Source organism: Sodalis glossinidius str. 'morsitans', from assembly GCF_000010085.1.
GTDB lineage: Bacteria > Pseudomonadota > Gammaproteobacteria > Enterobacterales > Enterobacteriaceae > Sodalis > Sodalis glossinidius.
In genome coordinates this window covers 3,401,801-3,427,096 of sequence record NC_007712.1, presented here as the reverse complement: position 1 = coordinate 3,427,096, position 25,296 = coordinate 3,401,801, and the positions used below count along the sequence as shown (strand labels likewise).

Sequence of the window (25,296 nt, the reverse complement as noted above, 5' to 3'; positions counted from 1 at the left end):
CATTTCCGACGTCGGGGGTAGTAATCGTTTAAATTTGCTAGTGTCACGGAAAATAACTTTAACCGCAAGAAGTTAGCATAATGCGCTAAAAATTAGCTGCAGCGACGGCGATTTTCTTCCCTCAACCCGGTGAAGTTATTTGGCGCTGCCTAAGGAGAAATGATATTTTTCCGCCAGTTTAATCAGCAATAAAGAGAGCAGGGCAAGGCGATTCAACGTTTTCCCCAGTTGGCGCACTGGGGGGCCTTCACTGCGGTGGTAGATCAGGGCAAATTAGTTCGCTGTGAACCGTTTAAACACGATCCCCATCCCTCAATGATGCTGGCGTCTGTTGTGCCGATGCTTTATTCCGAATTCCGATAAGCGCATCCGCAAGCCGGCGGTGCGGCGCTCCTGGCTGGAGGCGCGGGAAAACAGCGATCGCAGTTTGCGCGGTCGGGACGATTTCGTCGAGATCGGATGGGATCGTGCGCTGGATCTCATTGCACAGGAGAACCGCCGGGTCCGCGATCGATTCGGCGCCGAAGGGATTTTTACGGGTTCCTATGGCTGGTCCTCCGCAGGCCGGGTACATCACGCCCGCTCGCTGGTGCAGCGTTTTCATTTTGCCGGCGGCGGCGCGGTGGATCAGGCTGGTAATTATAGCTGGGGGGCGGCCCAATTCTTTTTACCGCATATCATCGGCAGTTACAGTCCTTTAACCGGTAGGGTAACCAGTTGGCCAAGCATCATTGACCATTGCGGATTATTCATCGCTTTCGGCGGGCTGGCGCTGAAAAACGCCCAGGTGTCCTCCGGCGGCGCTGGCGAGCACTCGCTTTAGTCCTGGCTGGAGAAACTAGCCGCGAAAGGAACACCTGTTATCAATATCAGCCCAACGCGGGATGACTGTCCGAACTTTCTCAAGGTGGAATGGATCCCTATCCGGCCCAATACCGATGCGGCGCTGATGCTGATGCTGGCGCTGGCTTGGGAAATTCTGCAACAGGGTGCCCAGGATGAAGTCTTTTTAGCGCGTTATTGCGTTGGTTGGCCGCAATTGGCGGCCTATTTGCGCGGCGAACGCGACGGCATTGCCAAAACGCCTCAATGGGTCAGCGCGATCACCGGCATCCCCGTCGGGCGCATTCAACTGCTGGTGACGCCGCGCAGCATGATGACCTGTGCCTATGCGCTTCAGCGCGCCCATCGCGGCGAGCAGCCCTACTGGATGGTTGATTGCGCTCGCGGCGATGCTTGGCCAAATAGGCTTGCCGGGAGGCGGTTTCGCCTTTGGTCACGGCTCGATGAACGGCGTGGGTAATCCGCGGCTGGACACCCTGGCGCCCAGTTTACCGCTGGGCGTCAATCCCGCCGCCGATCTGACCATTCCGGTGGCGCGTATTGCCGATATGTTGTTGGATCCCGGCGGCGAATACAGTTTTCAGGGAGAGCAGCGGCGCTATCCCACCGTCGATATGATTTACTGGGCCGGCGGTAACCCTTTTCATCATCAGCAGCAACTGAATCGGCTGCTGGCGGGCTGGCGCAAGCCGGCCACCGTGGTCGTGCAGGATATTTGGTGGACGCCGGCCGCCAAGCTGGCCGATATCGTGCTGCCGGTGACGACCTCGCTGGAGCGTAATGATATCGGCGGCTCATCGCTCGATCGTTATGTTTTGGCGGTGCAGCAAGCGGTCGCGCCCCTGCATCAGGCGCGCAATGACTTTGCTATTTTCGCCGATTTGGCGGAGCGTCTGGGTTATCGGGAAACGTTTACCGGCGGGCGCGACGGGCGCGGCTGGATCGAGACGCTATATCAGCAAAGCGCCGCATCCCATGCCGCCGTCGGCCACCGCTGGCCTTCTTTCGACGAGTTTTGGCGCCAAGGCTACCTGGAAGTGCCCGCGCCCACCGAGGATTTTGTCTTCATGGCGGATTTTCGCCGGGATCCGCTGCTGCACCCATTGCAAACGCCGAGCAGCCGCATCGAACTTTTTAGTCAAACCATTGCCGGCTTCGCTTACGCGGATTTCGGGCCGCTGCCGGAATGGCGCCCGCCGGCGGAATGGTTGGGCGATGTTCGCGTGGCACGCTATCCGCTACATCTTATCACCGTGCAGCCTCACGACAGGCTACACAGTCAGCTGGATCCGGAGCCGCTGGCGCTGGCCAATAAGACCGCCGGCCGCGAGACACTATATCTGCACCCGCAGGATGCCGCACGGCGCGGCATTGCCGACGGCGAATAGGTCAGAGTGTACAATGATCGTGGCCGTTTGCTGGCGGGGGTCAGATTAAGCGATGGCGTTACGCCAGGGGTTATCGTGATGGCGACCGGCGCCTGGTTTACGCCAACCTGGCAGGAGGACGGCTTGCCCACCACGGAGCAGGCCGGCAATCCCAACGTCTTGACGCTGGATATCGGTACCTCGCCGCTGATCCCGGCTTTTGCCGGCGATATGTTTATAACCTTGGGGCAATTTTTACAGTTGGTTTCACTTAGAGCGGTTATCTTGCGATTGTTCGGTAGTGATGTCACGCCGGGGGCATTAGAGTGTGTACTCCCAGAGGTATTGATTGGTGAGAAATCAACATACTCTGTATGTTGAAACCATTTCAGTTGCACCAACCTACGCGGACGCGTAGGTTTTTTTTGCCTGCAGTTTCCCTCTAATGCTCGCCTTGCGCCGGAAACGCGCTTTCCCCGCGCTGGTCTGCTAGTATCCTTGCCGCCGATGATAACGTTTACGGTCCGCGATCCTGCGCGACCATCGCCGGGGAAACAGACTATGCCTGTCATAAATGAATATAATCAACCGATCGGTGACGCACTGACCGATTGGCAACCCTGCCTACACCGCAGCGCAAGGTTCTGACCGGACGTAGCTGCCGGCTGGAGCCGCTGGCGGCGGCGCATTTTGATGCCTTATACGACGCCTGGGCGCAGGCGGAAGATGGCCGCGACTGGACCTATCTGTCGGTGGCGCGTCCCGCAAGCCGGCAGGCGTGTCGGGCTTGGTTGACGACGCTGACCGCGAGCGAGGATCCGCTGTTTTTCACCGTAGTGGACCGTGCTCAAGAGCAGGTGGTGGGAACGGTGGCGTTAATGCGCCTCGATCCGGCGAACGGAGTAGCGGAAATTGGTTGGGTGAATTGGTCGCGGGCAATGCGGTGCTCGCGTCTGGGCACCGAAGCTATCGCGCTGTTGCTGGGTTATTTGTTCGATACCCTTGGCTACCGACGCTGCGAATGGAAATGCGATAGCCTCAATGCACCGTCGCGCGAGGCCGCAAGCCGGCTGGAATTTCACTATGAGGCACGTTCCGTCAGACGATCGTCACCAAGGACCGCAACCGCGATACCAGCTGGTTTGCCATTGTCGACCCGGACTGGCCGGCTATCCGTGCCGCCTACGACGCCTGGCTGGCGGACGAAAATCTCGGCGCCGACGGCGTACAGCGGCGCGCATTGAGCGAATTCATGCCGCGCTGAGGCCGACCACGTGGCGCCGTCAGCGCGACGAACCTTTAACCTGCTAAGATTAATCGACATAATGATGAGGTCGGGACGTTTGTTAGCCGGCGGGCGAATTGCTTCCCGTCGGCATATTGCCCGCGTGCCGGCGTGATGATGCCGGGCCTCACCCGAAGAGTTACATAAGGAGATGGCATGCTTTTTAAGGTTTTGCGTCTGCTGTTCAGACTGATGTACCGGGTCGAAATCAGAGGCGATACCCGCCTGTTGACGCAACCCCGGGTCATGTTGACCCCTAACCATGTCTCGTTTCTCTATGGCATTTTGCTGGCGGTATTTTTACCGGTAAAGCCGGTGTTCGCCATTTATACCACGCTGGACGACGCCTGGTTTATGCCGATTATCCGGCGATATGCCGATATTATCTCGCTTAACGCTACGCGGCCACACAGCATCAAGCAACTGATCAAGGCCGTTGGCCAGGGGCGGCCGGTGGTGGTATTTCCAGAGGGCAGGCTGACCGTCACCGGCACGCTGATGAAGGTGTATGACGGCGCGGCGTTCGTGGCGGCGCGCGCCGACTCGCTGGTAGTGCCGATGTGGATCGATGGCCCTGAATCTACACCTTTTAGCCGCATGGGCGGCGTGTTTCGTCGCCGTTGGTTTCCCCAAATTACTCTGACGCTGCTGGCGCCGACGCCGCTACCGATGCCGGAAGGCCGCCGCGCCGACGGCGAACGGCTGCGCACGATTATGATGAATGCGCGGATGGCCTCGCGTCCTGCGATGACTTTGTATGACGGCTTATTGCAGGCCATGCGTCGCTATGGCGACAGCAAGCCTTGCATAACCGACATGGCGCTGAAGACGGACAGTTATCACGATTTGCTGAGAAAAAGTCTGGGGATTAGCCGTATTCTGCAGCGCCTGACCGCGCCGGGTGAACATGTGGGGTTTTTGCTGCCGAATGCCACCATCATGGTTTGATGGAAGGCTCCACTATTGCCGCCATTCTCATGGGATCGGTGGCCGGCGGCGTGCTGGCGGATTGGCATGTAGCCGGCGCGCTGGACGTGTGTGCGCTGACCTATGCACTGGCTATGATCGCTAACGTGTTTATTCCCCGTTTGGCGGCGGCGCGCGCTGATCCTGACCATCGGCCGCTGGCAATGATGCGCGCGTTTTACAGCCACTGCCGTAGTCTGGGACGGGACGGTCAGACGCGTTTCGCCATTATCGGCACTAGTTTGTTTTGGGGCGCGGGAGTCACGCTGCGTTTTTTGCTGGTGCTCTGGGTGCCGGTGGCGTTGGGCATTAGCGATAATACGACCCCGACCACGCTGAATGCCATGGTGGCGGTGGGCATCGTTTTTGGCGCCGCCGCCGCCCGGTTTATCCGGCTGGAAACGGTGCGCCGCTGTATGCCGGCGGGCATCTTGTTGGGCGGCGCAGTGGTGGTGTTCAGTCTGCAGCATCACCTGCTGCCCGCCTACGGGCTGCTGGTCCTCATCGGTATGTTGGGTGGTTTCTTCATCGTACCGCTCAATGCCCTGTTACAACACCGTGGGCAGCGAAGTGTCGGTGCCGGCAACGCCATCGCCGTGCAGAATTTCGCCGAAAACATCGCCATGCTGCTGATGCTGGGTCTGTATACGCTGGCGGTGTCGTTACAGGTGACGGCGGCGGCGATCGCGGTGGGTTTTGGTCTGTTGTTCGCGCTGGCGATTGCTGTGCTCTGGTGGTTCAGCCGCGGGAACGGTCTCGACGGCGGGCCTTAGTCCCGGTCGCCGCGCCTGCTTCCGGTGCGCATCCCGATTGGCCTAAGCGGCACCGCGTGTGCCACATCCTGTTATCTGCATTGACTGGCGTACGCCCTATGAATCTGCCCGCGCGTGGGTTGGCGCGGGCGTTGGCGTATTGCCTGAATTCAGCTTACGCGCGTTAATGGGCGAGGCGACTTGTGCCTCCCGCTTGCGCGTCGGCCTCAGGGTGCGGGGAACGTGTAGCGGCGGTGGAGCTCTTCCAGCGACGCCAGGAGCCATTTGCGCGGGATCAAGCCCGTGGCGTTGCGCCAGGGCGACATATTCGGTGATAGCCTCCTGAGTATGTGGAGCACTGTAATGGGTAAAGCGGCTGAACAGCGTATTGCGTACGCCGGCAGGGCGGGCGCCATGCAGATACTTACCGGTCAGGGTACCAAACGCCAGGTTGGAGTAGGCCAAAAGCTCTAGCCCCTCAAACTGGCTTATCTCCGCCATTCCCACCTCAAAGCTGCAGTTCAGCAAACTGTAAGGGTTTTGCACCGTGACAATGCGCGGCAGACCATGCTTCTCCGCTAACTGTAGATAGCGCATCGCCCCCCAGGGAGTTTCATTGGAGATGCCTATGTAGCGAATTTTCCCGGCGCGAACCTGCTCATTCAGGGCGTCAAGCGTTTCCAGCAGCGTCACCGGCAGTTTCTCGTCGGTATAGCCATAACTCAATTTACCGAAGCAGTTCGTGCTGCGCTGCGGCCAATGTACCTGATAAAGGTCGAGATAATCGGTATTCAAGCGCCGCAGGCTGTCTTCCAGCGCCTGACGGATATTTTTGCGATCCAGCATTTGCTGGGGACGAATTTCTGCATCGTTGCCGCGCGCCGGACCCGCCACTTTACTGGCCAGGATAATTTTTTCGCTCTGGCCGTGGCGTTTCAGCCAGCTACCTATATAGAGCTCCGTCAGCCCCTGGGTTTCAGGACGCGGCGGTACGGGATACATTTCCGCGGTGTCAATGAGGTTGACGCCATTGGCAAGAGCGAGCTGAGCATGCGCTTCGCTGTTTTGCTCACCGAAAGTCATGGTGCCCAGGCCGAGCACGCTGACTTCCAGAGAACTGTGGGGAATACGGTGATAAAGCATCGGAGCAGGTTCCTCAGTGACGTAAACGTTCAGGCGTGATCGGACCGCCTTGACTGACTATAGCCAAGACAAGGCAGGGGGAGAAGGGGTAAATTAGGCCAGCGGCGCGTTGCGGGACGCGGTGATCATCGTTCGATGATCTGCGAAACATCGTTGCCGTTGATTTGCCTTTCGTTGCCGCGTTCGTCGGTATAGCGGATGAGACCGGTGGTTTTATCGATTTTGGGTTTGCCGTCGGTCAATATCATCTGGCCATCTTTGGTCGCCATGACATAATCGCTGGTGCAGCCGGTAAGCAGTACAACGCCGAAAATCGCCGGCAGCAGCAAACAAAGTGTTTCCATTATCGTTATCCATCCATTAAGTTACCTAGATTGTTAACAATATAAGCAAAAAACACCGGCTTCACTAGCGCTGAAAGGTAAAATTCCCGCGCTACCTGTTATTGTGCGTTGTGTGAGGGTCAGGCATCCGCTCCGCCGCTTTTTTATTGCGCAAGAGGTTCAGTGTTTCCACCGCCAGCGAGAAAAACATGGCGAAATAGATATAGCCTTTTGACACATTGATCGCCGCACTTTCGAGGATCAGCGCGCCGCCGACCAAAATCAGAAACGCCAGCGCCAGCATCTTGACAGATGAGTGCCTGTCGCCGAATTCGCCTATTGGCCGGGCAGCGAAGAGCATTATCGCCACCGCGATAATGACCGCCGCCATCATGATGAACAAATGGGAGGAGAGGCCGACCGCAGTGATGACCGAGTCCAGGCTTAAAATAATGTCCAGCATCATGATTTGGGTTATGGCACCGAAATAAGATTGTACCGCGCTCCCTTCGCCATCGGCACCGCTATGAAACGATTCCATTATTTCCCAGCACGATTTCCAAATGAGAAAAATGCCGCCGAAAAACAAAATCAAATCCCGGGCGGAGACCGGATGCTCTGAGAGATAAAATAGCGGTTTGACCAGATGGCTGACCCAGGCGATAGCGGCCAGAAGGCCGAGGCGACGGGCGCTGCTTTGTTGTGAGGGGGAGTTTGGCGACGACCACGGACAGGAAAACTATATTATCAATACCCAGGACAATTTCCAGGAGGGTTAAGGTTTCTAACGCCAGCCATGCGTTTGGATCGACAATACAATTGAATATTACACATATTCACCTAAACGAAACATAAATGATAATTATACGCGGTGTTGTCGGTGGGTTGGCAAGCGAAAACGCGGTTATAACAGGAAATGTCGCGTCAGTAGTTGGGCGGTGAAGTTTTTTTTCAGGTAAAAACCACGCGGCAGCGTAAGAATCGGCTGGCCAAATTCACCGACGGCGGCGGTCAGTGCACGACTATTGGAGGCTTTGGGCCGTAATTGCAGCACCTCGCCGTGGCGAGCGGTGATCCGTTCGACTTTTCCTAACACGATGAGATCCATCAATTCTTCCCAGTCGCGCCGCAGCTGCAGCTCCTCCTCCGGGTCCGGACTCCACAACAGCGGCGCGCCAATGCGGCGGTGCGCCAGCGGGATCGTCCGTTGGCCTTCAACCGGGATCCAGAGCACCCGCGCCAATTTATAGCGCACGTGGCTGGTTTCCCAGGTCACGCCGCTATTGCCGGTCAGCGGTGCCACACAGACAAAGGTGGTCTCCAACGGCCGTCCACCGGCGTCTACCGGAATGGTCTTCAACTCGACGCCAATAGCGGCAAAATCCTGCTCGGGCTTACTGCCGGCGCTGGCGCCGAGATAGCGCTCCAGCAGTACGCCAATCCACCCCTTATCGCGCTTTAGATCGGCGGGTATCGGCAGACCGGCCTGGGCGGATAATTCGCCCAGGGTGTAACCTGCCAGCGCATCGGCGCGGTGCAGCAGTTCCCTTTCATCGGCGGGGGGGCCGTACGGAAGGGAAAGAGGGATGTGGCTAGTCATCTCGAGGTCCAGGACTGAATAAAAATTAGGCGCCCCGCGGCGCGTTGGCACCCGCCTAAGGCGCGATAGCCGTAAAAAAATAATAATAGCATGATTTTATACCTTTTTTTAAGGATCCCACCGGGTCTGGTACAGGTCAGCAAGCAGTTGTACACCCGCTACGGGCAATAATGAACAGGATCTTACACCAGGTTATCCACAGATTTGCGGGATAACCCGGTCGAAAGACGAGTACTGTTTCTATTTACAGCCTTGACGGCGCCATTTTTAGCCAATTTGTTCATTGTTTTGCGGCGCCGATCCGTTTTTCTATGGATAAAATCGCCGCTGGTTGTTTTTTATCCATGCTTGGTGATGCGCTGTTTCACCGCAACGATGACGCGCGGCCTGTAAAGATAATAAACATTTTAGTCTGTTGATCTTATTCTTTATTTTTTTTTTGTTATCCCCTGACCGGGCGCTGGGCGAAAAGTTTTACCCATCTAATCCAGTATTGCACACACACACCTATCCACAGAAAAAGTGCATAAAGTGGTGCCCGGTGGCCGTTAGCTGTTTATAACTCGGCGCTGCAAAGGGGCACAAGTGTGTTATTCACCGGTGATTAGTGAAAACCAGTGGTTTACCGTACACAGCGAGTATGAAACAATCGGAACATCTTACATTTTATGTAATCGAGGTAGTCCGGTGATCGATGATGATGGCTACCGCCCAAATGTTGGTATTGTAATCTGTAATCTCGACGGGCAGGTGCTGTGGGCCAGGCGATACGGACAGCATTCCTGGCAGTTCCCTCAGGGCGGTATCAACGCTGGCGAGACCGCAGAGCAGGCGATGTACCGCGAGCTGTTCGAGGAAGTCGGCCTGAGCCGCAAAGATGTGCGCATTCTGGCTTCGACGCGAAACTGGCTGCGGTATAAGCTTCCCAAGCGGCTCGTGCGTTGGGACACCAAGCCGGTATGTATTGGTCAGAAGCAAAAATGGTTTCTGCTACAGCTTTTATGTCCAGATGCGGATATCAATATGCAGCGCGGGGGGATCCCTGAATTTGACGGCTGGCGCTGGGTCAGCTTCTGGTACCCGGTACGTCAGGTTGTTTCCTTTAAACGGGACGTTTACCGTCGGGTAATGAAGGAATTTTCCGGCGTGGTGATGCCGCTGCAGGAAACTGCAGCGCAGCGCTCCGCGTCGGCACACAGACGGAAAAGAGGCTAAGTCACGCAGATTATGCTCACGCGCTTGCGGGAAATCGTTGAAAAGGTCGCAGCCGCGCCGCGTCTGTCGGACTCACTTGACATTCTGGTCAATGAAACCTGTCAGGCGATGAATACCGAAGTCTGTTCGGTGTATTTGGCCGATAACGATCGTCGCTGCTATTACCTGATGGCGACGCGCGGTTTGTTCAAACCGCGCGGGCGTACGATTACGCTGGCTTTTGACCAGGGGATTGTCGGACTGGTCGGGCGGCTGGCTGAGCCGATTAACCTGGCAGACGCACATACCCATCCCAGTTTCAAATATATTCCAGCGGTGAAAGAGGAGCGCTTCCGCTCTTTTCTCGGCGTGCCGATTATTCATCGCCGCCAGTTGCTCGGCGTACTGGTGGTGCAGCAGCGCGAGCATCGGCAGTTCGACGAAAGTGAAGAGTCGTTCATGGTCACGCTGGCCACGCAGATGGCCGGCATTCTGCCTCAATCGCAGCTCAACGCGCTGTTCAGCCAATACCGTCAAACCCGTATCCGCGCCCTGGCGGCCGCGCCGGGAGTGGCCATCGCCCAAGGTTGGGTGGACAGCAGCCAGCCCTCCCTTGATCAGGTTTATCAGGCCTCTTCTCTCGACAGCGGCCACGAGCGCGAGCGGCTGACGCTGGCGCTGAACGAATCCGTCGCCGAGTTTTGCCGCCTCAGCAAGCGTTTCACCGCCAGCGCACAGAAAGACAGCGCGGCGGTGTTCGACCTGTACAGCCATTTGCTCAATGACGCGCGTCTTAAGCGCGATTTGTTCGCGGAAATTGACGGCGGCGCGGTGGCCGAGTGGGCGGTGAAGCTGGTGATTGAACGTTTCGCTGAAAAATTCGCGCTGCTGAGCGACAGTTACTTGCGCGAGCGCGCCGGCGACTTGCGTTCCCTTGGCCAGCGACTGCTGTTCCATCTTGATGACAGCGCCCGCAATGTGATTCAGTGGCCATCACGTTTCGTGCTGGTGGCCGACGAGCTGAGCGCCTCGCTTCTGGCCGAGGTGCCGCAAGATAAGCTGGTGGGGGTGGTGGTGCGCGATGGAGCCGCCAATTCCCACGCCGCGATCCTGGTGCGGGCGATGGGGATCCCGACGGTGATGGGCGTCGATATCCAGCCGCTGTTACTCAATCAGCGCTTGCTTATCGTCGATGGCTATCGCGGTGAGCTGCTGGTGGATCCGGAGCCAGTGCTGGTGCAGGAGTATCAGCGTCTGGTGAGCGAAGAGCGTGAGCTTACCCGGCTGGCGGAAGATGATGTGGAACAGCCGGCGGCGCTGAAAAGCGGCGAAAGCATTCAGGTGATGCTGAATGCCGGTTTGAGCGCGGAACATGAACAGCGCCTTGACAATCGGGTGGATGGCATTGGCCTGTACCGCACCGAAATCCCCTTCATGTTGCAAAACGGCTTTCCCTCGGAAGAGGAGCAGGTGGCGCAGTACCAGGGCATGCTGCAGCTGTTCCCTGGCAAATCGGTGACGCTGCGCACCCTGGATGTCGGCGCCGATAAACAACTGCCTTACATGCCAATAAGCGAGGAAAATCCCTGTCTGGGCTGGCGTGGAATTCGCATTACGCTCGATCAGCCGGAGATTTTCCTCATTCAGGTGCGCGCTATGTTGCGCGCCAATGCCGCCACCGGAAATTTGAGTATTCTGCTGCCCATGATAACCAGCGTCGATGAGATCGATGAAGCGCGTCGTCTTATCGATCGCGCCGGGCGCGAAGTCGAGGAGGTGCTGGGTTATGCGTTGCCGAAGCCGCGTATCGGTATTATGGTGGAGGTGCCGGCGATGGTATTCATGCTGCCGGCGCTGGTGAGCCGGGTGGATTTTCTGTCGGTCGGCACCAACGACCTGACCCAGTATTTGCTAGCGGTGGACCGCAATAATACCCGGGTGGCGGCGATGTACGACAGTTTGCATCCGGCCATGCTGCAGGTGCTGCAGAAAATCATCAGCGAATCGCAGCGTCTTGGGTTCGCCTGCAGCCTGTGCGGCGAAATGGCCGGCGATCCGATGGGGGCGTTGCTGCTGGCGGGCATGGGCTATCGTTCACTGAGCATGAACGGACGCAGTGTGGCGCGCATCAAATATCTGTTGCGCAATGTGGCGCTGGGCGAGGCGCAGGGCCTGGCGGAACGGGTCATCGGCGCGCAAAACAGTATTGAAGTCCACCATCAGGTGGCGGCGTTCATGGAACGACGCGGCTTGGGCGGCCTGATTCGGGGCGGACGTTGAGCAGAGAATCGTTACACCTGCCGGCGATTATTTACATCCCCTGACTCTCCACGGCGCGCCGCTATGCTATGATACGCGACTTCACGCAGCGCGGAGTAAGCGCCTACGCGAAATGTACAGCGGTCGCCGCGGCATCCGGCGGCCGGATAACAAAAACGACGACGTAGAGGTGATGAATGACGACCCATTATCTGGCCTTTCCCCAATTTGACCCGGTGATCTTTTCCCTGGGCCCGGTTTCCCTGCACTGGTACGGTCTGATGTATCTAGTGGGCTTCGTGTTTGCCATGTGGCTGGCGGTACGGCGTGCAAATCGCCCTGGCAGTGGCTGGCCCAAGGAAGAAGTCGAAAACCTCCTTTATGCTGGTTTTCTGGGGGTATTTCTCGGTGGCCGTATCGGTTATGTCCTGTTCTATAACCTGCCGCTGTTTCTCGACAACCCCCTTTATCTGTTTAAAGTCTGGGATGGCGGCATGTCGTTCCACGGCGGCCTGATTGGGGTGATAGTGGTGATGCTGTGGTTCGCCCACCGCACCCGCCGTCATTTTTTCCAGGTGGCCGATTTTGTCGCGCCAATGGTTCCCTTCGGTTTGGGAGCAGGCCGTTTAGGTAATTTTATCAACGGCGAGCTGTGGGGACGGGTCACCACCGATACGCCCTGGGCGATGCTGTTCCCCTGCTCCCGACAAGAGGATATAGCGCTGCTGCCGGCCAATCCGCAGTGGCAAGCGCTGTTTGAGCGCTACGGCGTGCTGCCCCGTCACCCGTCCCAGCTCTACGAGATGCTGCTCGAAGGCGTGGTGCTGTTTATTATTCTCAATCTGTTTATCCGTAAGCCGCGGCCTATCGGCAGCGTCTCCGGTTTGTTCCTGATTTGCTACGGCGCTTTTCGCATTCTGGTCGAGTTTTTCCGCCAGCCGGACGCCCAGTTGGGCCTGTTTAGCGGCGTCATCAGCATGGGGCAGATTCTATCGCTGCCGATGATTCTGGCCGGTGTGATTATGATGGCCTGGGCCTACCGCCGTCACCCCCAGCAACACCTGTCTTGAGGTATTATGAAACAGTATTTGGATTTGATGCGTAGGGTGCGTGCGCAGGGCACGCCGAAAGCGGACCGTACCGGTACCGGTACCCTATCAATATTCGGCCATCAGATGCGCTTTGATTTGCGTCAGGGATTCCTGCTGGTGACCACCAAACGCTGCCATTTGCGGTCGATCATCCATGAGTTGCTGTGGTTCCTTAACGGCGATACCAATATCGCTTATTTGCAGCAGAATAACGTTTCCATTTGGGATGAATGGGCGGATGACAACGGCGATTTGGGGCCGGTGTATGGGCGCCAGTGGCGCGCCTGGGGCACCAGCGACGGCCGCCAGATAGATCAACTGGCGGAAGTGGTGCGCCAGCTCAAGCAGGATCCGGATTCCCGGCGCATCATCGTTTCCGCCTGGAACGTCGGCGAACTGGACAAAATGGCCCTGGCGCCGTGCCATGCGTTGTTTCAGTTTTATGTTGCCAACGGCACCTTGTCATGTCAGCTCTATCAGCGTTCGTGCGATATTTTCCTCGGCCTGCCGTTCAATATCGCCAGCTATGCCTTGCTGGTGCATATGCTGGCGCAGCAGTGCGATTTGCAGGTCGGTGATTTCGTCTGGACCGGCGGCGATACCCACCTCTACAGTAACCATTTGCAGCAGGCGGACCTGCAGCTAACCCGCGATCCGCTGCCGCTGCCGCAGCTGCTGATTAAGCGCCGTCCGGCGACATTGTTCGATTACCGTTTCGAGGATTTTGAGCTGACGGGTTACGATCCCCATCCGGCAATCAAGGCGCCGGTGGCTGTTTAAGCTGCCGCCGCCGGGCCGCACGGGCGGCGAAATGTCTACGCGGCCCGGCGCCTGCCGGGTGCTATCGTTTGTATCGTGCTCGGTTCGCGCCTAATCCTGATGGCATGAAGGTGTGACCGCCCTGCATAAACGCGACGGTGCTCACGCGGTTGCTGAAACGTCTTGTTCCTCCTTGCCAATGACTGCATCGCACATTGCATAATCCTCCCCTACGTCTGGTGCGCCGCCGCGCGCCGCGCCAGACTGCCACCATGCACTCTTTCCTGATTGATACCGACCGCGATCGCGGCTACACCCTGTTGGAGTTGCTGCTGGCGCTGACGTTAACCGCTCTGCTGATCCTGGCGGGCAGTTATGGCTGGCGTCAACACCAGTCTACCCGGCAGTTGGCGAGCAGCGCTCACCAGCTGCTGGATTTCATCGTATGCCAGCAATGGCATGCCGCCTGGGGTAACCGCCGCTGCCGATTGACCGCGATAACCGTCTATCGCTGGCAGTTGCGCGGCGATCCCCAGTGCGGTTTAGCTCCTGGGGCGGCGGACGGGGCGTGCTGTATCGAGCATTATGCCGGCGTCCATCTGTCGGTATCGACAACGGGTGAGCTGAATCTGCGGGGTACGCCATACCGCCGGCGCCGCGCACGCGGTGTGGATCGACAAGCGCCAGGGAGAGTCTCCAGGCTCCTGTCTTGTGGTCGGCTATGACTATTATGCGCGCAGCGATGCGCCCGGGCGATTGACCACGGCAACGTTCGGTTATCGCCTACGCCGGGGGACGTTGGAAACCCAGCGTGATGTGAGTGATTGCCAGGGGATGGTTGGGAAAAGGTGTTCAACAGCGATGAGTTGCTGGTGACGTGATTGCGGTTTACCACCCTGGCGGGAGGCGCGCTGCGCATCCACCTGGCCGCCACCGCCCGACGGCGGCCGGAGATCGGTTACGTGTTGACACAGATCGTGGCGCGGCGAAATTTATGAGGCGGGAACGAGGCAGCGGCAGCTGCAGGAATCGTTGGCGCTGGCCCGCTCGCCACGGCGAATGCCGTCAGCATCCTGCCGAGCCACTGCGGGTGTGTCTGCAGGCGAGTAAGCGGGGATATGGCTGGCTGCTGTGTGGGGAAGGCGGCGGAACGTTAATGGCGCCGCCGCTGCGGTATTATCAGCGTGTTACGCTACATCGGGCCGAGGTGTGTCCGGCAATGGTGGAGCATACCGCCTCGGGTAACACCACGGTAGCGCGCCCTGACGTTCTGTGGCCGGCGCTGGGTGCCTCTGCCGCTGTGGATCCTCTGCCAGCGCCGGGGGATGCCCCGGCGGAGGGGCGCTGTTGGCGATGGCGTTGCTCGCCATCATCACGCTGGGGTTGCTGGAGTACCGGCAGCGGCTGGCGGTTTTTCAGCGGCGCTTACAGGACGTCACGCTGGCCTTAAGCCTGAGCTATCAGTGCCTGGAGTTAATGCGTCAATCGGCGACCGCAGACGCGCTAGCCCGGCCGAGCGGCTAGCGGATTATCCTGATTGAACGTCCCTGTGCCCAAGGCTGCCGGCGCGCTACCGCCACGGTCATCATGAATACCGGTGAGCGCATCAGCTTAAGCGGATGGGTTTGTCAGGGTCCAGTCGGCACAACGCGCACGTGATCACTTGTATTCCGGGCTAATCACGATACAGTGGGCGCAGGCAGTTAATATGTCCTAGAGCGGGAGGCGCGCATGGCGAGGAGTTTATGTTTACCGTTTATCATTCCAATCAGCTGGATCTGCTCAAGACACTTGCCGCCGCGCTAATCGCAGGGCGGCCGCTGCGCGACCCGTTCCAGCCGGAAGTCATTCTGGTGCAAAGCAACGGTATGGCGCAGTGGATGCAGATGGAACTGGCGGCACAGTTCGGCATTGTGGCTAATATCGATTTTCCGCTGCCCGCCAGCTTTATCTGGCAAATGTTTACCCGCGTCTTGCCCGATATTCCTGATGAAAGCGCGTTTGCAAAACCGGCGATGACCTGGCGGCTGATGGCACTGCTGCCTCGCCTGTGCCAACACCCTGATTTCGCAGTGATAGGCGACTATCTGCGCGACGATGAGGACAAGCGTAAAGGTTTCCAGTTCGCAGCCCGAATAGCCGATCTGTTCGACCAATATCTGGTATACCGCCCCGACTGGCTGGAGAGCTGGCAGCGTGGCGAATTGATTGACAGCATGGGCGAGGCGCAGCGGTGGCAGGCCCCGCTTTGGCGGGCACTGGTGGCGGAAACGGAACGGGCAGGGGAGCCGCTGTGGCACCGAGCCAATCTTTACCAGCGTTTTATCCAGACCCTGACGGAAAGTCAGACGCGGCCGCCGGGACTGCCCGACAGGGTATTTATCTGTGGTATCTCGGCTCTACCGCCCACCTATTTGCAGGCGCTGCAGGCGCTAGGCCGTCATATCGATATTCACCTGCTGTTTACGAATCCGTGCCGCTATTACTGGGGGGATATCCGAGATCGCGCTTTTCTCGCGCGGTTGCTGCACCGCCGTCGCCGGCACTATCAGCAGCAGACCGAGCAGGCGCTGTTCCGGCGCCCCGAGCAGGCTGACGCGCTGTTCAACGAGCTGGGAGAACAGCAAACCGGTAATCCTCTGCTCGCCTCCTGGGGCAAACAAGGGCGCGATAACCTCTACCTGCTGGCGCAGATGGACGGTATTGCGGAGGTAGATGCGTTCGTTGAGCCGGCGGAGGATAACCTGCTGAGCCTGCTGCAGCGTGACATCCTGATGCTTGAGGACCACGCCGTGATTGGCATGGGTCCCGAGATACCGGAGCAGGGCGGCGGCAAGCGTCCGCTGCGGCCAGACGATCGTTCGCTGAGCCTGCATGTCTGTCATAGCCCTCAGCGGGAAGTGGAAGTGCTGCACGATAGCCTGCTGGCGATGATTGCGGAGGATCCCACGCTGCGGCCGCGCGACATCATCGTCATGGTGGCCGACATCGACCGCTATACGCCGGCAATCCAGGCGGTGTTCGGTAATACCGGCGGGGATCGCTATTTGCCTTTCGCCATTTCCGACCGCCGGGCGCGGCATCTCCATCCAGTTCTGCCGGCGTTTCTCAGCCTGCTGGAGCTACCGCGCAGTCGGTTTGCAGCCGAGCAGGTTCTGGCACTGCTGGAGGTACCGGCGCTGGCGGCCCGCTTTGCCATCAACGAGCAGGGACTTCAACTGTTGCGTCAGTGGGTAGCGGAATCCGGTATCCGCTGGGGATTGGACGATGACACCCTGCGTGCACTGATGCTGCCCGCCACCGGTCAGCATACCTGGCAGTTTGGGCTTACGCGCATGCTGCTGGGCTACGCCATGGACAGCGACAGCGGCGACTGGCAGGGCATTTTGCCCTACGACGAATCCAGCGGTTTGATAGCCGGGCTGGTCGGGCAGTTGGCGGAACTCCTGATGCGGCTGCGCCAGTGGCGTGACCGGCTTACCCAACCCCGGTCCCTGTACGCCTGGCTAAGCTGCGCCCGCGAAATGAGTGAGGATTTCTTTACGCCCGACGCCGAGGCGGAAGCGGCGCTGGCGCTGCTGGAAAATCAGTGGCAGCAGCTGCTGGAGTGCGGTTTGCAGGTGGGATATGACCAACCGGTGCCGGTGACGCTTTTACAAGATGAACTGGCCGCGCGCCTGGATCAGGAGCGGGTTAGCCAGCGTTTCCTGGCCGGGACCATCAACTTCTGTACGCTGATGCCAATGCGCTCTATTCCGTTCCGGGTGGTGTGCCTGCTGGGCATGAATGACGGCGTTTACCCGCGCACGCTGCCCCCGGCGGGATTTGACCTGATGGCGCAGCAGCCCCGACGCGGCGATCGCAGCCGGCGTGATGATGACCGTTACCTGTTCCTGGAGGCGTTGATGTCCGCGCAGCAGCGGCTCTATATCAGTTTTATCGGCCGCGCCATCCAAGACAATACTTTGCGCTATCCGTCGGTACTGGTGAGCGAGCTGAGCGATTATATCGACCAAAGTTTTTACCTGCCCGGCGACGACTGCGCCGATGCCGAAAGCAGCGCTGACCGGGTGCGCGTACATCTCTGGCAGTGGCATAGCCGCATGCCTTTCGCACCGGAAAATTTTCTGCCCGATAGCGAAAACCAAAGCTTTGCCGACGAGTGGCTGCCGGCCGCCAGCGCCGGCGGCGAGCCACAGCCGGATTTTGTCGCTCCCCTGACGGCGCCGCCCTGCGAGGCGCTGGCGCTGGATGAGCTGCTGCGCTTTTATCGCCACCCGGTTCGCGCCTGGTTTGTGCAGCGACTGGCTGTGTCTTTCCACCAGACGTCGCTTGAGCTGGCGGCGGACGAACCGTTTGTCATTGACGGTCTGACCCGCTATCAGCTTAATGACAGATTGGTGAACGCGCTTATCGACGGGGAAAGCACCGACCGGCTGTTTAGCCAGGTGCGCGCCGCCGGTCTGTTGCCCTATGGCGCCTTCGGTGAGCTGTACTGGGCCAAACAATGTCAGGATATGGCGGCGCTCGCTGAGCAGGTGCGGACGTGGCGATTGCCGGAAACGCACAGTCTTGAGGTCGATCTGACGCTGGAGGACGTGACGCTTTCCGGCTGGCTGCCCCACGTGCAGAAGAACGGTCTGCTGCGTTGGCGTCCCGGCGCGTTATCGGCCCGGGACGGCCTGTTGCTGTGGCTGGAGCATCTGGCGTACTGCGCTATGGGCGGCGAAGGTGAGAGCCGGATGTTTGGCATGCGCGGCGAGTGGCATTTTGCGCCGCTGCCCGCCGCTCAGGCAAAAGCGTTTTTACTTTCGCTGGTTTCCGGCTACTATCAGGGTATGACGGCGCCGCTTCTGCTGTTGCCGCGCTCAGGGGGAGCATGGCTGAGCCACTGCTACGACCGGGCGACGCAGCGCATCGATCGGGACGAGAGTCGGCAGCAGCAGGCGCGTGATAAGCTTATCCAGGCCTGGCAGGGGAACGTCCCCAGCGAAGGTGAGGATCCTTATATGCAACGGTTAATGCGCCAGCTGGATCAACAACATATTGAGGCGATTATCTCGGCCGCCGAACGGTATTTGCTGCCACTCTTTATGTTTAATCTGGCGCAGACTGAGCCTGCGAAACGCGAAAAGAAAGCCTGAGGCAGGCTTGCAGCGGCCGCCGCCGGCAACGGATTTACGCGCCGTAACGTTTGATTGTACACGCGAGTGTTACCCTAGAAAAAAGTGTAGCCAGGAACGGGCCCGGAAAGCAGGTATCGGAGAGAGGAATGTTGAGACTGGTTAACGGGTTGTTGTGTTTCGCTCTGGTGTTTATGAGCGCAACCGCGCCGGGATGGGCGCAAAGCGGATGGCAGCCGGTGAGGAAAGTCATCCACAAAAGCAGTCAGGATCCCAGGCAGTATCAGGCCATTCTGCTGGATAACGGTATGACGGTACTGCTGGTGAGTGATAAGGAGGCGGTCAAATCGCTTGCGGCGGTGGCCGTGCCGGTGGGGTCGCTGGAGAATCCGCACAATCAGCTTGGGCTGGCCCATTATCTGGAGCACATGGTCCTGATGGGGTCGCGCCATTATCCGGAGCCGGAAAATCTGTCTGAATTCCTGAAAAAGCACGGCGGCGATCATAACGCCAGCACGGCCTCCTACCGGACCGCCTTTTACCTGGAGGTGGAGAATGACGCGCTGCAGCCGGCCATCGACCGCTTGGCGGACGCCATCGCTGCGCCACGGCTGGATCCGGTTTATGCCGATAAAGAGCGTCATGCGGTGGACGCCGAGCTCAGAATGGCGCGCGCCAGCGACGGCCTGCGCATGGCGCAAATCCGCTCTGAAACCATGAATCCGGCCCACCCGGGCTCGCGCTTCTCGGGCGGCAATCTCGAGACCTTGAGCGATAAGCCCGACAGCCAACTGCACGACGCGATGAAACACTTTTACCAACGCTATTACTCCGCCAACCTGATGGTCGCGGTCATCTACAGCAATCAGCCGCTGCCTGAAATGGCAAAGGTGGCAGCCGCCACCTTTGGCCGTATCGCTAATCATCACGCGTCGGTGCCCCCGATAACCGTGCCGGCGGTCACCGCCGCGCAAACCGGTATTGTGATTCACTACCAACCGGTGCAACCGCGTAAGATGCTGCGCATCGAGTTCCCCATCGCCAACAATAGCGCCGCGTTTCGCAGCAAAACGGACACCTACATCAGCTACCTCATTGGTAACCGCAGCCCTGGCACGCTGGCGGACTGGCTGCAGAAGGAAGGGCTGGCGGACGCCATCGACGCCGGCGCCGATCCGATGGTCAATCGCAACGGCGGTGTTTTCGCCATCGCCGCCTCCCTTTCCGACAAAGGGTATGCGCAGCGAGACCGGGTGGTGGCGGCTATCTTCGCTTATTTGTCACTACTGCGGCATCAGGGGATCCAGCGCCACTATTTTGACGAGATTGCCCATGTATTGGATCAGGATTTCCGTTTCCCGGTGATGACCCGCAACATGGACTATATCGAATGGCTGGTGGATTCGATGCTGCGGGTGCCGGTGCAACATGTACTGGATGCCTCTTATCTGGCAGACCGCTACGATCCCGCCGCCATTAGGGCGCGCCTTGACTCCATGACGCTGCAGCACGCCCGCGTCTGGTTCATCAGCCCGGACGCACCGCACGACAAAACCGCTTACTTTGTCGATGCCCCTTATCAGGTCAGTAAACTGACGCCAACGCAGATCGCCCTTTGGCAGCGTTTACAGCGCTCGATTGTGCTTGCGCTACCGGCGCTTAATCCTTATATCGCCAACGATTTCAGCCTGATCCACCCTACGCATCATCCAGAACACCCCGAAACCCTGATCGATGAGCCTGGGCTTCGGCTGCACTATATGCCAAGCCGCGCGTTCGCCTACGAGCCGCGCGCGGATATCACGCTGAACTTTCGCAATGCTGCTGCCATGAGCAGCGCGCGCAACCAGGTGCTCTATTCACTAAACGACTATCTTTCCAATCTCGAACTGGCGGAGTTGAGCAATCAGGCCTTTGTGGGCGGTATCAGCTTTTCCTCCTACGCCAACGATGGTCTGACTATCAAGGCAAGCGGCTATACCCAGCGACTGGTGCCGCTGGTGAATGCGCTGCTGGACCGCTATCTGGCGATATCGCCGACCGCGCAGCAGCTGCAGCAGGCCAAGACCTGGTTCCGTCAGCAGCTGGACGGTACGGATAAAGGTAAAGCCTACTCTCAGGCGATTATCCCGGCCAAGGTTCTGTCCAATATTCCTTATATAGAGCGGGATGCGCGGCGGGCGCTAATCGACGGCATCACGCTGCAGGAGGTGATGGACTATCGCGCCACGCTTATAAAACCCACCGCCCTCGACGTGCTGGTGATCGGCAATCTGACCTCCGAGCAAGCTGAAACGTTCTCACGCGGGTTGAAAACACGCCTGGGGCTGACCGGCACGGACTGGCGGCGTGCCGACAAGGCCACCGTCGCCACACCGCTTTGGGCGATTATCCAGAAGCGGCTTGACAGCACCGATTCCGCTCTGGCGGCGGTCTATGTTCCCCTGGGCTATGATCGCATCGAAGGAATGGCGTGTAGTTATCTGCTATCGCAAATTGCCGAATCCTGGTTTTACAAGCAATTGCGTACACAAGAGCAATTGGGCTATGCCGTCTTTATGCTGCCTATCTTTGTCGGCGATCGGGCCGGCGTCGGATTTGTGCTGCAAAGTGGCCGCTATCAGCCGGCGTATCTTTACCAGCGCTATCAGGCATTCTTCGCGCAGACCGGCAAGCGACTGGACGCCCTGGACCTGGCGGATTTCGAGCAGTACAAGCAGGGCGTCATAGTCCAGCTGCAGCAAAAACCCCAGACGCTGGGCGAAGAGGTCGATCTCTATACCGGCGATCTGGATCGCGATAATATGCGCTTTGACACGCGCGATCGCCTTATTGCCCGTTTGCGGACGCTGACGCAATCGCAGCTGAGCGAATATTACCAACAGGCGGTTATCAAGCAGCAGGGGCTGGTTTTGCTGTCCGAAATTTCCGGCGTCGGCTCGGGCAACGATCCAGCCGATTATGCTCACCCCGTCGGCTGGAACCCGTTCCCCGATGCCTCAGTGCTGCAGCAGGCGCTGCCGGTGCAACCTAAGGAAAACGAAAGCGTTGAAGACCGCCGAGAGCCTTGACCCCATGACATTGCCGTTGCAGGGGACCCGCCTTGTGGAAGCGTCGGCGGGGACGGGGAAAACCTACACCCTGGCCGCGCTTTATCTGCGTTTGCTACTTGGGCTAGGCGGCGAGGCGGCGTTTCCTCGGCCCTTAAGTGTAGAAGAAATACTGGTGGTGACCTTTACCGAGGCTGCCACCGAGGAGCTGCGCGGCCGTATCCGCGACAATATCCACCGGTTGCGGCTGGCCTGCATGCGCGGTGAAAGCGAGGACCCGCTGCTGGCGGCACTGTTGGCGCAGCTCGACGATCATAGGCTTGCCGCTCTGCATTTGCTGGCGGCGGAGCGACAGATGGACGAGGCGGCGATATTTACCATTCATGGCTTTTGCCAACGTATGTTGAACCACAGCGCCATCGAATCGGGCATGCTGTTTCAGCAGACACTGCTGGAAGATGAAACGCTGCTGCGCCAGCAGGTGAGCGCTGACTTCTGGCGCCGCCACTGCTATCCGTTGCCGCTGGAAGTTGCGCGCATGGTACAGCAGCACTGGGAAGGGCCGGAAAACCTGCTGGCGGAACTGCTGCCCTATCTGCAGGGAGAGCCGCCGGAGGTACGCGATCCGCCGGCGTTAAGTGAGTCCGTCCTGGCACGGCATGCGCGCATCATTGCCGGTATTGACGACCTGAAGCGACAGTGGCGTGCGGCGGCGGCGGAGATCCCGACGATCCTTGACGCTCACAAACTCGACCGTCGGGTTTATAGCAGCAAAAACCTGCCGTCCTGGATGGCGAAAGTCAATTGCTGGGCGGAGCAGCACACCGTCGATTATCAGGTCCCTGATGAGCTGGAACGGTTTACAAGTGCGGTATTGGCAGAAAAAACGACCGCTGGCGATCCGCCTCACTATGAGCTATTTGCTGCGGTGCAGGCCTTTTATCAGCACAGGACTTCTCTGCGCGATTTGATCTTTGTTATGGCGCTGGCGGAGATGCGTCAGGCGCTTGAGCAGGAAAAACAGCGGCGGGCGGAGCTAGGGTTCGACGATTTGCTAAATCGTTTGGATCGGGCGCTGGCCGGCCGCGGTGGTGAAGCCTTGGCCGAATCGGTGCGCTCACGCTATCCGGTAGCGATGATTGATGAATTTCAGGATACCGACCCGCAACAATACCGTATTTTCCGTCACGTATACGGCGGTAAACCCGATTGTGCCCTACTGCTGATAGGCGACCCGAAACAAGCGATCTACGCGTTTCGCGGCGCAGACATTTTTACCTATATGCGTGCCCGCAGTGAAGTAGACGCTCACTATACCCTTTATACCAACTGGCGCTCAGCGCCGGGGATGATCAATGCGGTGAATCAGCTGTTCCAAAGCCTGCCGGCGCCGTTTATTTTCAGCGCGATCCCCTTTTTGCCGGTGGCAGCCGCGGAAAGCAACGCCTGTTTGCGGCTGGTCGTGGAACGACAGCCACAGCCGGCGCTGCGCGTTTGGCTACAGCCGGGGGCCGGCGTGGGTGTAAGCGAATACCAACAGTGTATGGTGCAGCAATGCGCCGCTACCATCCGCGACTGGCTGGACGCCGCGCGTGAGGGAGAAGCCTGGTTGGAAGGCCGTCGGGGCCGGCAGCCGCTGCAGGCGTCGGATATCACGGTGCTGGTACGCAACCGCCACGAGGCGGCATTGATGCGTGATGCGCTGGCGGCGCTGATGATCCCGGCGGTGTATCTGTCTAACCGGGATAGCGTCTTTGACACGCCCGAGGCGCGCGAACTGCTGTGGATTTTGCAGGCAGTGTTGACTCCAGAGAAGGATACCGCGCTGCGCACGGCGTTGGCCACTGGCCTGCTGGGCTTCGACGCCGTCGCTATTGACGCGCTGAATAACGATGAACGGCGCTGGGAACAGCGGGTTGAGGAGTTCGCCGGCTATCGCCAGCGCTGGCAAAAAAGCGGCGTATTACCGATGCTGCGTCAGATGATGATGAACCATCGCATCGCGGAAAATCTTTTGGCCAGCCAGGGCGGCGAACGCCGGTTGACCGACGTGCTGCATTTGGGCGAACTGCTGCAGGAAGCCTCGACACAGCTGGAGAACGAATATGCGCTGGTCCGCTGGCTGGCGTTGCAAATAGCGTCTCCTAACCCGCAGGCGGCAAACCAGCAATTGCGGCTGGAAAGCGATCGTCATCTGGTGCAAATCATCACGGTACATAAATCAAAAGGGCGGGAATTCCCGCTGGTGTTCCTGCCGTTCGCGGCCGATTTTCGCGTGCAAAAGCGGCCGCTGTTCCACGATCGCGAAGCCTACGGGGCATGGCTGGATCTCCGCGCGGCGCAGGAGAGTCTGCGGCTGGCGGAAGAGGAGCGACTGGCGGAGGATTTGCGGCTGTTGTACGTGGCGGTAACGCGCTCCATTTATCATTGCAGTCTCGGCATTGCGCCACTGTATCGCGGTAGCCGTAAAAAAACCGGCGCCAGCGATCTACATCTAAGCGCACCGGGTTATCTGATTCAGCAAGGCCAGAACGGCGATGCCGATGATTTGCGTGAATGCTTGGCGGCGCTGGCAAGCCGCGCTGATGGCGATATTGTTCTGTGTGAGGCGCAGGCCGCGCCGGCGCAACCGCTTACACCTGCGGCGGCGCCAGCGCAGGCGCTAAGCGCCCGCCGCTGGCCTGAACCGCCGTGCGATCCCTGGCGGGTCACCAGCTATTCCGGATTGCAACGGCACGGCAGCTCGGTGGTGATGGAGTTACAGCCGCGGCTGGATATCGACGCCGCGGGGGAGGGCCGGCAGCAGGAGACGTTGCAGCTGACGCCACATACCTTTCCGCGCGGCGCGGCGCCGGGGACGTTTTTGCACGGCCTGTTTGAAACCCTGGATTTTAATCGGCCACTGGACCCGCAGTGGCTCAGCGAACAGCTGGCACAACAGGGTATCGATGTCGTCTGGTTGCCGGTGATAACGGACTGGATAGAAAAAATTATCGCTATGCCTCTGGACGGCGGCTCGCTTTCTCTCGCGCGACTGACACCCGACAGCCGGCAGGCTGAACTGCAATTTTATCTGCCCATCGACGCTTTGGTGCAGGCGCGCGACCTGGATCAGATCTGCAAGCGCTACGATCCGCTGTCGGCACGTTGCCCAGCGCTGGATTTCCCCCAGATCAAGGGAATGCTGAAGGGGTTTATTGACCTGGTTTTCCGCTGGCAGGGCCGCTATTACCTGCTGGACCATAAATCCAACTGGCTGGGGGAAGAGAGTGCCGCCTACACCCGGCCGGCGATGGAGCAGGCTATGATTGCCCACCGCTATGATCTGCAGTATCAGCTGTATACCCTGGCGCTGCACCGCTATCTGCGTCACCGTCTGGCGGACTATCATTATTCGCGCGATTTCGGCGGCGTGTATTATCTGTTTCTGCGCGGCGTTGATGCGGCGCAGCCGGGGAACGGCATTTTCCACTGCCGCCCGGATAGCGCCTTAATCGACGGGCTCGACGCGTTATTCACCGGCGCAACGCGGCTAACGTAG

14 protein-coding genes and 4 pseudogenes are annotated in these 25,296 nt (G+C 58.9%); 14 read left to right on the top strand and 4 right to left on the bottom strand.

All coding sequences use genetic code 11. The annotated features are described in order from the left end of the window. Nucleotides 1-210: 210 nt before the first annotated feature. The 4 genes and pseudogenes from SGP1_RS18210 to lplT all read left to right on the top strand — a co-directional run. A pseudogene (locus SGP1_RS18210) lies at nt 211-2,420 on the top strand (molybdopterin-dependent oxidoreductase); the annotation flags it as partial. Nucleotides 2,421-2,771: 351 nt separating this feature from the next. After that, nucleotides 2,772-3,474: pseudogene (locus SGP1_RS18205) on the top strand (GNAT family N-acetyltransferase). A 177-nt stretch (nt 3,475-3,651) separates the two neighbouring features. Then, nucleotides 3,652-4,443: a 1-acyl-sn-glycerol-3-phosphate acyltransferase gene (locus SGP1_RS18200; protein ID WP_041867661.1), complete on the top strand. Its 792-nt coding sequence runs from the start codon at nt 3,652-3,654 to the stop codon at nt 4,441-4,443. After that, nucleotides 4,434-5,234 (top strand): annotated as a pseudogene (gene lplT, locus SGP1_RS18195) (lysophospholipid transporter LplT); the annotation flags it as partial. The gene SGP1_RS18200 and the pseudogene lplT, both read left to right, overlap by 10 nt. 96 nt (nt 5,235-5,330) lie before the next feature. On the opposite strand, the gene SGP1_RS18190 reads toward lplT, so the two are convergent. From SGP1_RS18190 to mutH, 4 genes and pseudogenes are all read right to left on the bottom strand, one after another. Continuing rightward, nucleotides 5,331-6,356 (bottom strand): NADP(H)-dependent aldo-keto reductase, encoded by a 1,026-nt coding sequence (locus SGP1_RS18190; protein WP_011411712.1) that lies wholly within the window; start codon nt 6,354-6,356, stop codon nt 5,331-5,333. Nucleotides 6,357-6,481: 125 nt separating this feature from the next. After that, nucleotides 6,482-6,700 (bottom strand): YgdI/YgdR family lipoprotein, encoded by a 219-nt coding sequence (locus SGP1_RS18185; RefSeq protein ID WP_041867178.1) that lies wholly within the window; start codon nt 6,698-6,700, stop codon nt 6,482-6,484. 91 nt (nt 6,701-6,791) lie between these two features. Further along, nucleotides 6,792-7,515: pseudogene (locus SGP1_RS18180) on the bottom strand (TerC family protein). Nucleotides 7,516-7,583: 68 nt separating this feature from the next. Beyond that, a complete protein-coding gene (gene mutH / locus SGP1_RS18175; RefSeq protein ID WP_011411711.1) occupies nt 7,584-8,279 on the bottom strand; it encodes a DNA mismatch repair endonuclease MutH in 696 nt (231 codons plus the stop codon). Between the two features lie 687 nt (nt 8,280-8,966). On the opposite strand from mutH, the gene rppH reads away from it, so the two are divergent. From rppH to recB, 10 genes are all read left to right on the top strand, one after another. Further along, on the top strand, nt 8,967-9,494 hold the full coding sequence (gene rppH / locus SGP1_RS18170; protein ID WP_011411710.1) for an RNA pyrophosphohydrolase: 528 nt from the start codon (nt 8,967-8,969) through the stop codon (nt 9,492-9,494). Between the two features lie 12 nt (nt 9,495-9,506). Further along, a complete protein-coding gene (gene ptsP / locus SGP1_RS18165) occupies nt 9,507-11,753 on the top strand; it encodes a phosphoenolpyruvate--protein phosphotransferase (protein WP_011411709.1) in 2,247 nt (748 codons plus the stop codon). A 176-nt stretch (nt 11,754-11,929) separates the two neighbouring features. Continuing rightward, entirely contained in the window at nt 11,930-12,802 is an 873-nt protein-coding gene (gene lgt, locus SGP1_RS18160; RefSeq protein WP_011411708.1) for a prolipoprotein diacylglyceryl transferase, read from the top strand. A gap of 6 nt (nt 12,803-12,808) precedes the next feature. After that, on the top strand, nt 12,809-13,603 hold the full coding sequence (thyA, locus tag SGP1_RS18155; RefSeq protein ID WP_011411707.1) for a thymidylate synthase: 795 nt from the start codon (nt 12,809-12,811) through the stop codon (nt 13,601-13,603). A 194-nt stretch (nt 13,604-13,797) separates the two neighbouring features. Then, nucleotides 13,798-14,307: a prepilin-type N-terminal cleavage/methylation domain-containing protein gene (locus SGP1_RS24845; protein ID WP_148203574.1), complete on the top strand. Its 510-nt coding sequence runs from the start codon at nt 13,798-13,800 to the stop codon at nt 14,305-14,307. A gap of 269 nt (nt 14,308-14,576) precedes the next feature. Continuing rightward, on the top strand, nt 14,577-15,032 hold the full coding sequence (locus SGP1_RS30185; RefSeq protein ID WP_148203573.1) for a DUF2509 family protein: 456 nt from the start codon (nt 14,577-14,579) through the stop codon (nt 15,030-15,032). 77 nt (nt 15,033-15,109) lie between these two features. Beyond that, nucleotides 15,110-15,241, top strand: coding sequence for a hypothetical protein (locus SGP1_RS36755; RefSeq protein ID WP_424141181.1), 132 nt, complete (start codon nt 15,110-15,112; stop codon nt 15,239-15,241). Between the two features lie 86 nt (nt 15,242-15,327). Then, nucleotides 15,328-18,726: an exodeoxyribonuclease V subunit gamma gene (gene recC / locus SGP1_RS18145; protein WP_011411705.1), complete on the top strand. Its 3,399-nt coding sequence runs from the start codon at nt 15,328-15,330 to the stop codon at nt 18,724-18,726. Between the two features lie 173 nt (nt 18,727-18,899). Then, nucleotides 18,900-21,776: a pitrilysin gene (gene ptrA, locus SGP1_RS18140; RefSeq protein ID WP_243466300.1), complete on the top strand. Its 2,877-nt coding sequence runs from the start codon at nt 18,900-18,902 to the stop codon at nt 21,774-21,776. Nucleotides 21,777-21,780: 4 nt separating this feature from the next. Beyond that, nucleotides 21,781-25,296 (top strand): exodeoxyribonuclease V subunit beta, encoded by a 3,516-nt coding sequence (gene recB, locus SGP1_RS18135; RefSeq protein ID WP_041867656.1) that lies wholly within the window; start codon nt 21,781-21,783, stop codon nt 25,294-25,296.

Coding starts and splice junctions, on each gene's coding strand:
- ptsP (WP_011411709.1), top strand. CDS start 9,507: ATGCTCACGCGCTTGCGGGAAATCGTTGAAAAGGTCGCAGCCGCGCCG.
- SGP1_RS30185 (WP_148203573.1), top strand. CDS start 14,577: ATGAGGCGGGAACGAGGCAGCGGCAGCTGCAGGAATCGTTGGCGCTGG.
- recB (WP_041867656.1), top strand. CDS start 21,781: ATGACATTGCCGTTGCAGGGGACCCGCCTTGTGGAAGCGTCGGCGGGG.
- thyA (WP_011411707.1), top strand. CDS start 12,809: ATGAAACAGTATTTGGATTTGATGCGTAGGGTGCGTGCGCAGGGCACG.
- SGP1_RS18190 (WP_011411712.1), bottom strand. CDS start 6,356: ATGCTTTATCACCGTATTCCCCACAGTTCTCTGGAAGTCAGCGTGCTC.
- lgt (WP_011411708.1), top strand. CDS start 11,930: ATGACGACCCATTATCTGGCCTTTCCCCAATTTGACCCGGTGATCTTT.
- SGP1_RS18185 (WP_041867178.1), bottom strand. CDS start 6,700: ATGGAAACACTTTGTTTGCTGCTGCCGGCGATTTTCGGCGTTGTACTG.
- SGP1_RS18200 (WP_041867661.1), top strand. CDS start 3,652: ATGCTTTTTAAGGTTTTGCGTCTGCTGTTCAGACTGATGTACCGGGTC.
- ptrA (WP_243466300.1), top strand. CDS start 18,900: ATGAGCGCAACCGCGCCGGGATGGGCGCAAAGCGGATGGCAGCCGGTG.
- mutH (WP_011411711.1), bottom strand. CDS start 8,279: ATGACTAGCCACATCCCTCTTTCCCTTCCGTACGGCCCCCCCGCCGAT.
- recC (WP_011411705.1), top strand. CDS start 15,328: ATGTTTACCGTTTATCATTCCAATCAGCTGGATCTGCTCAAGACACTT.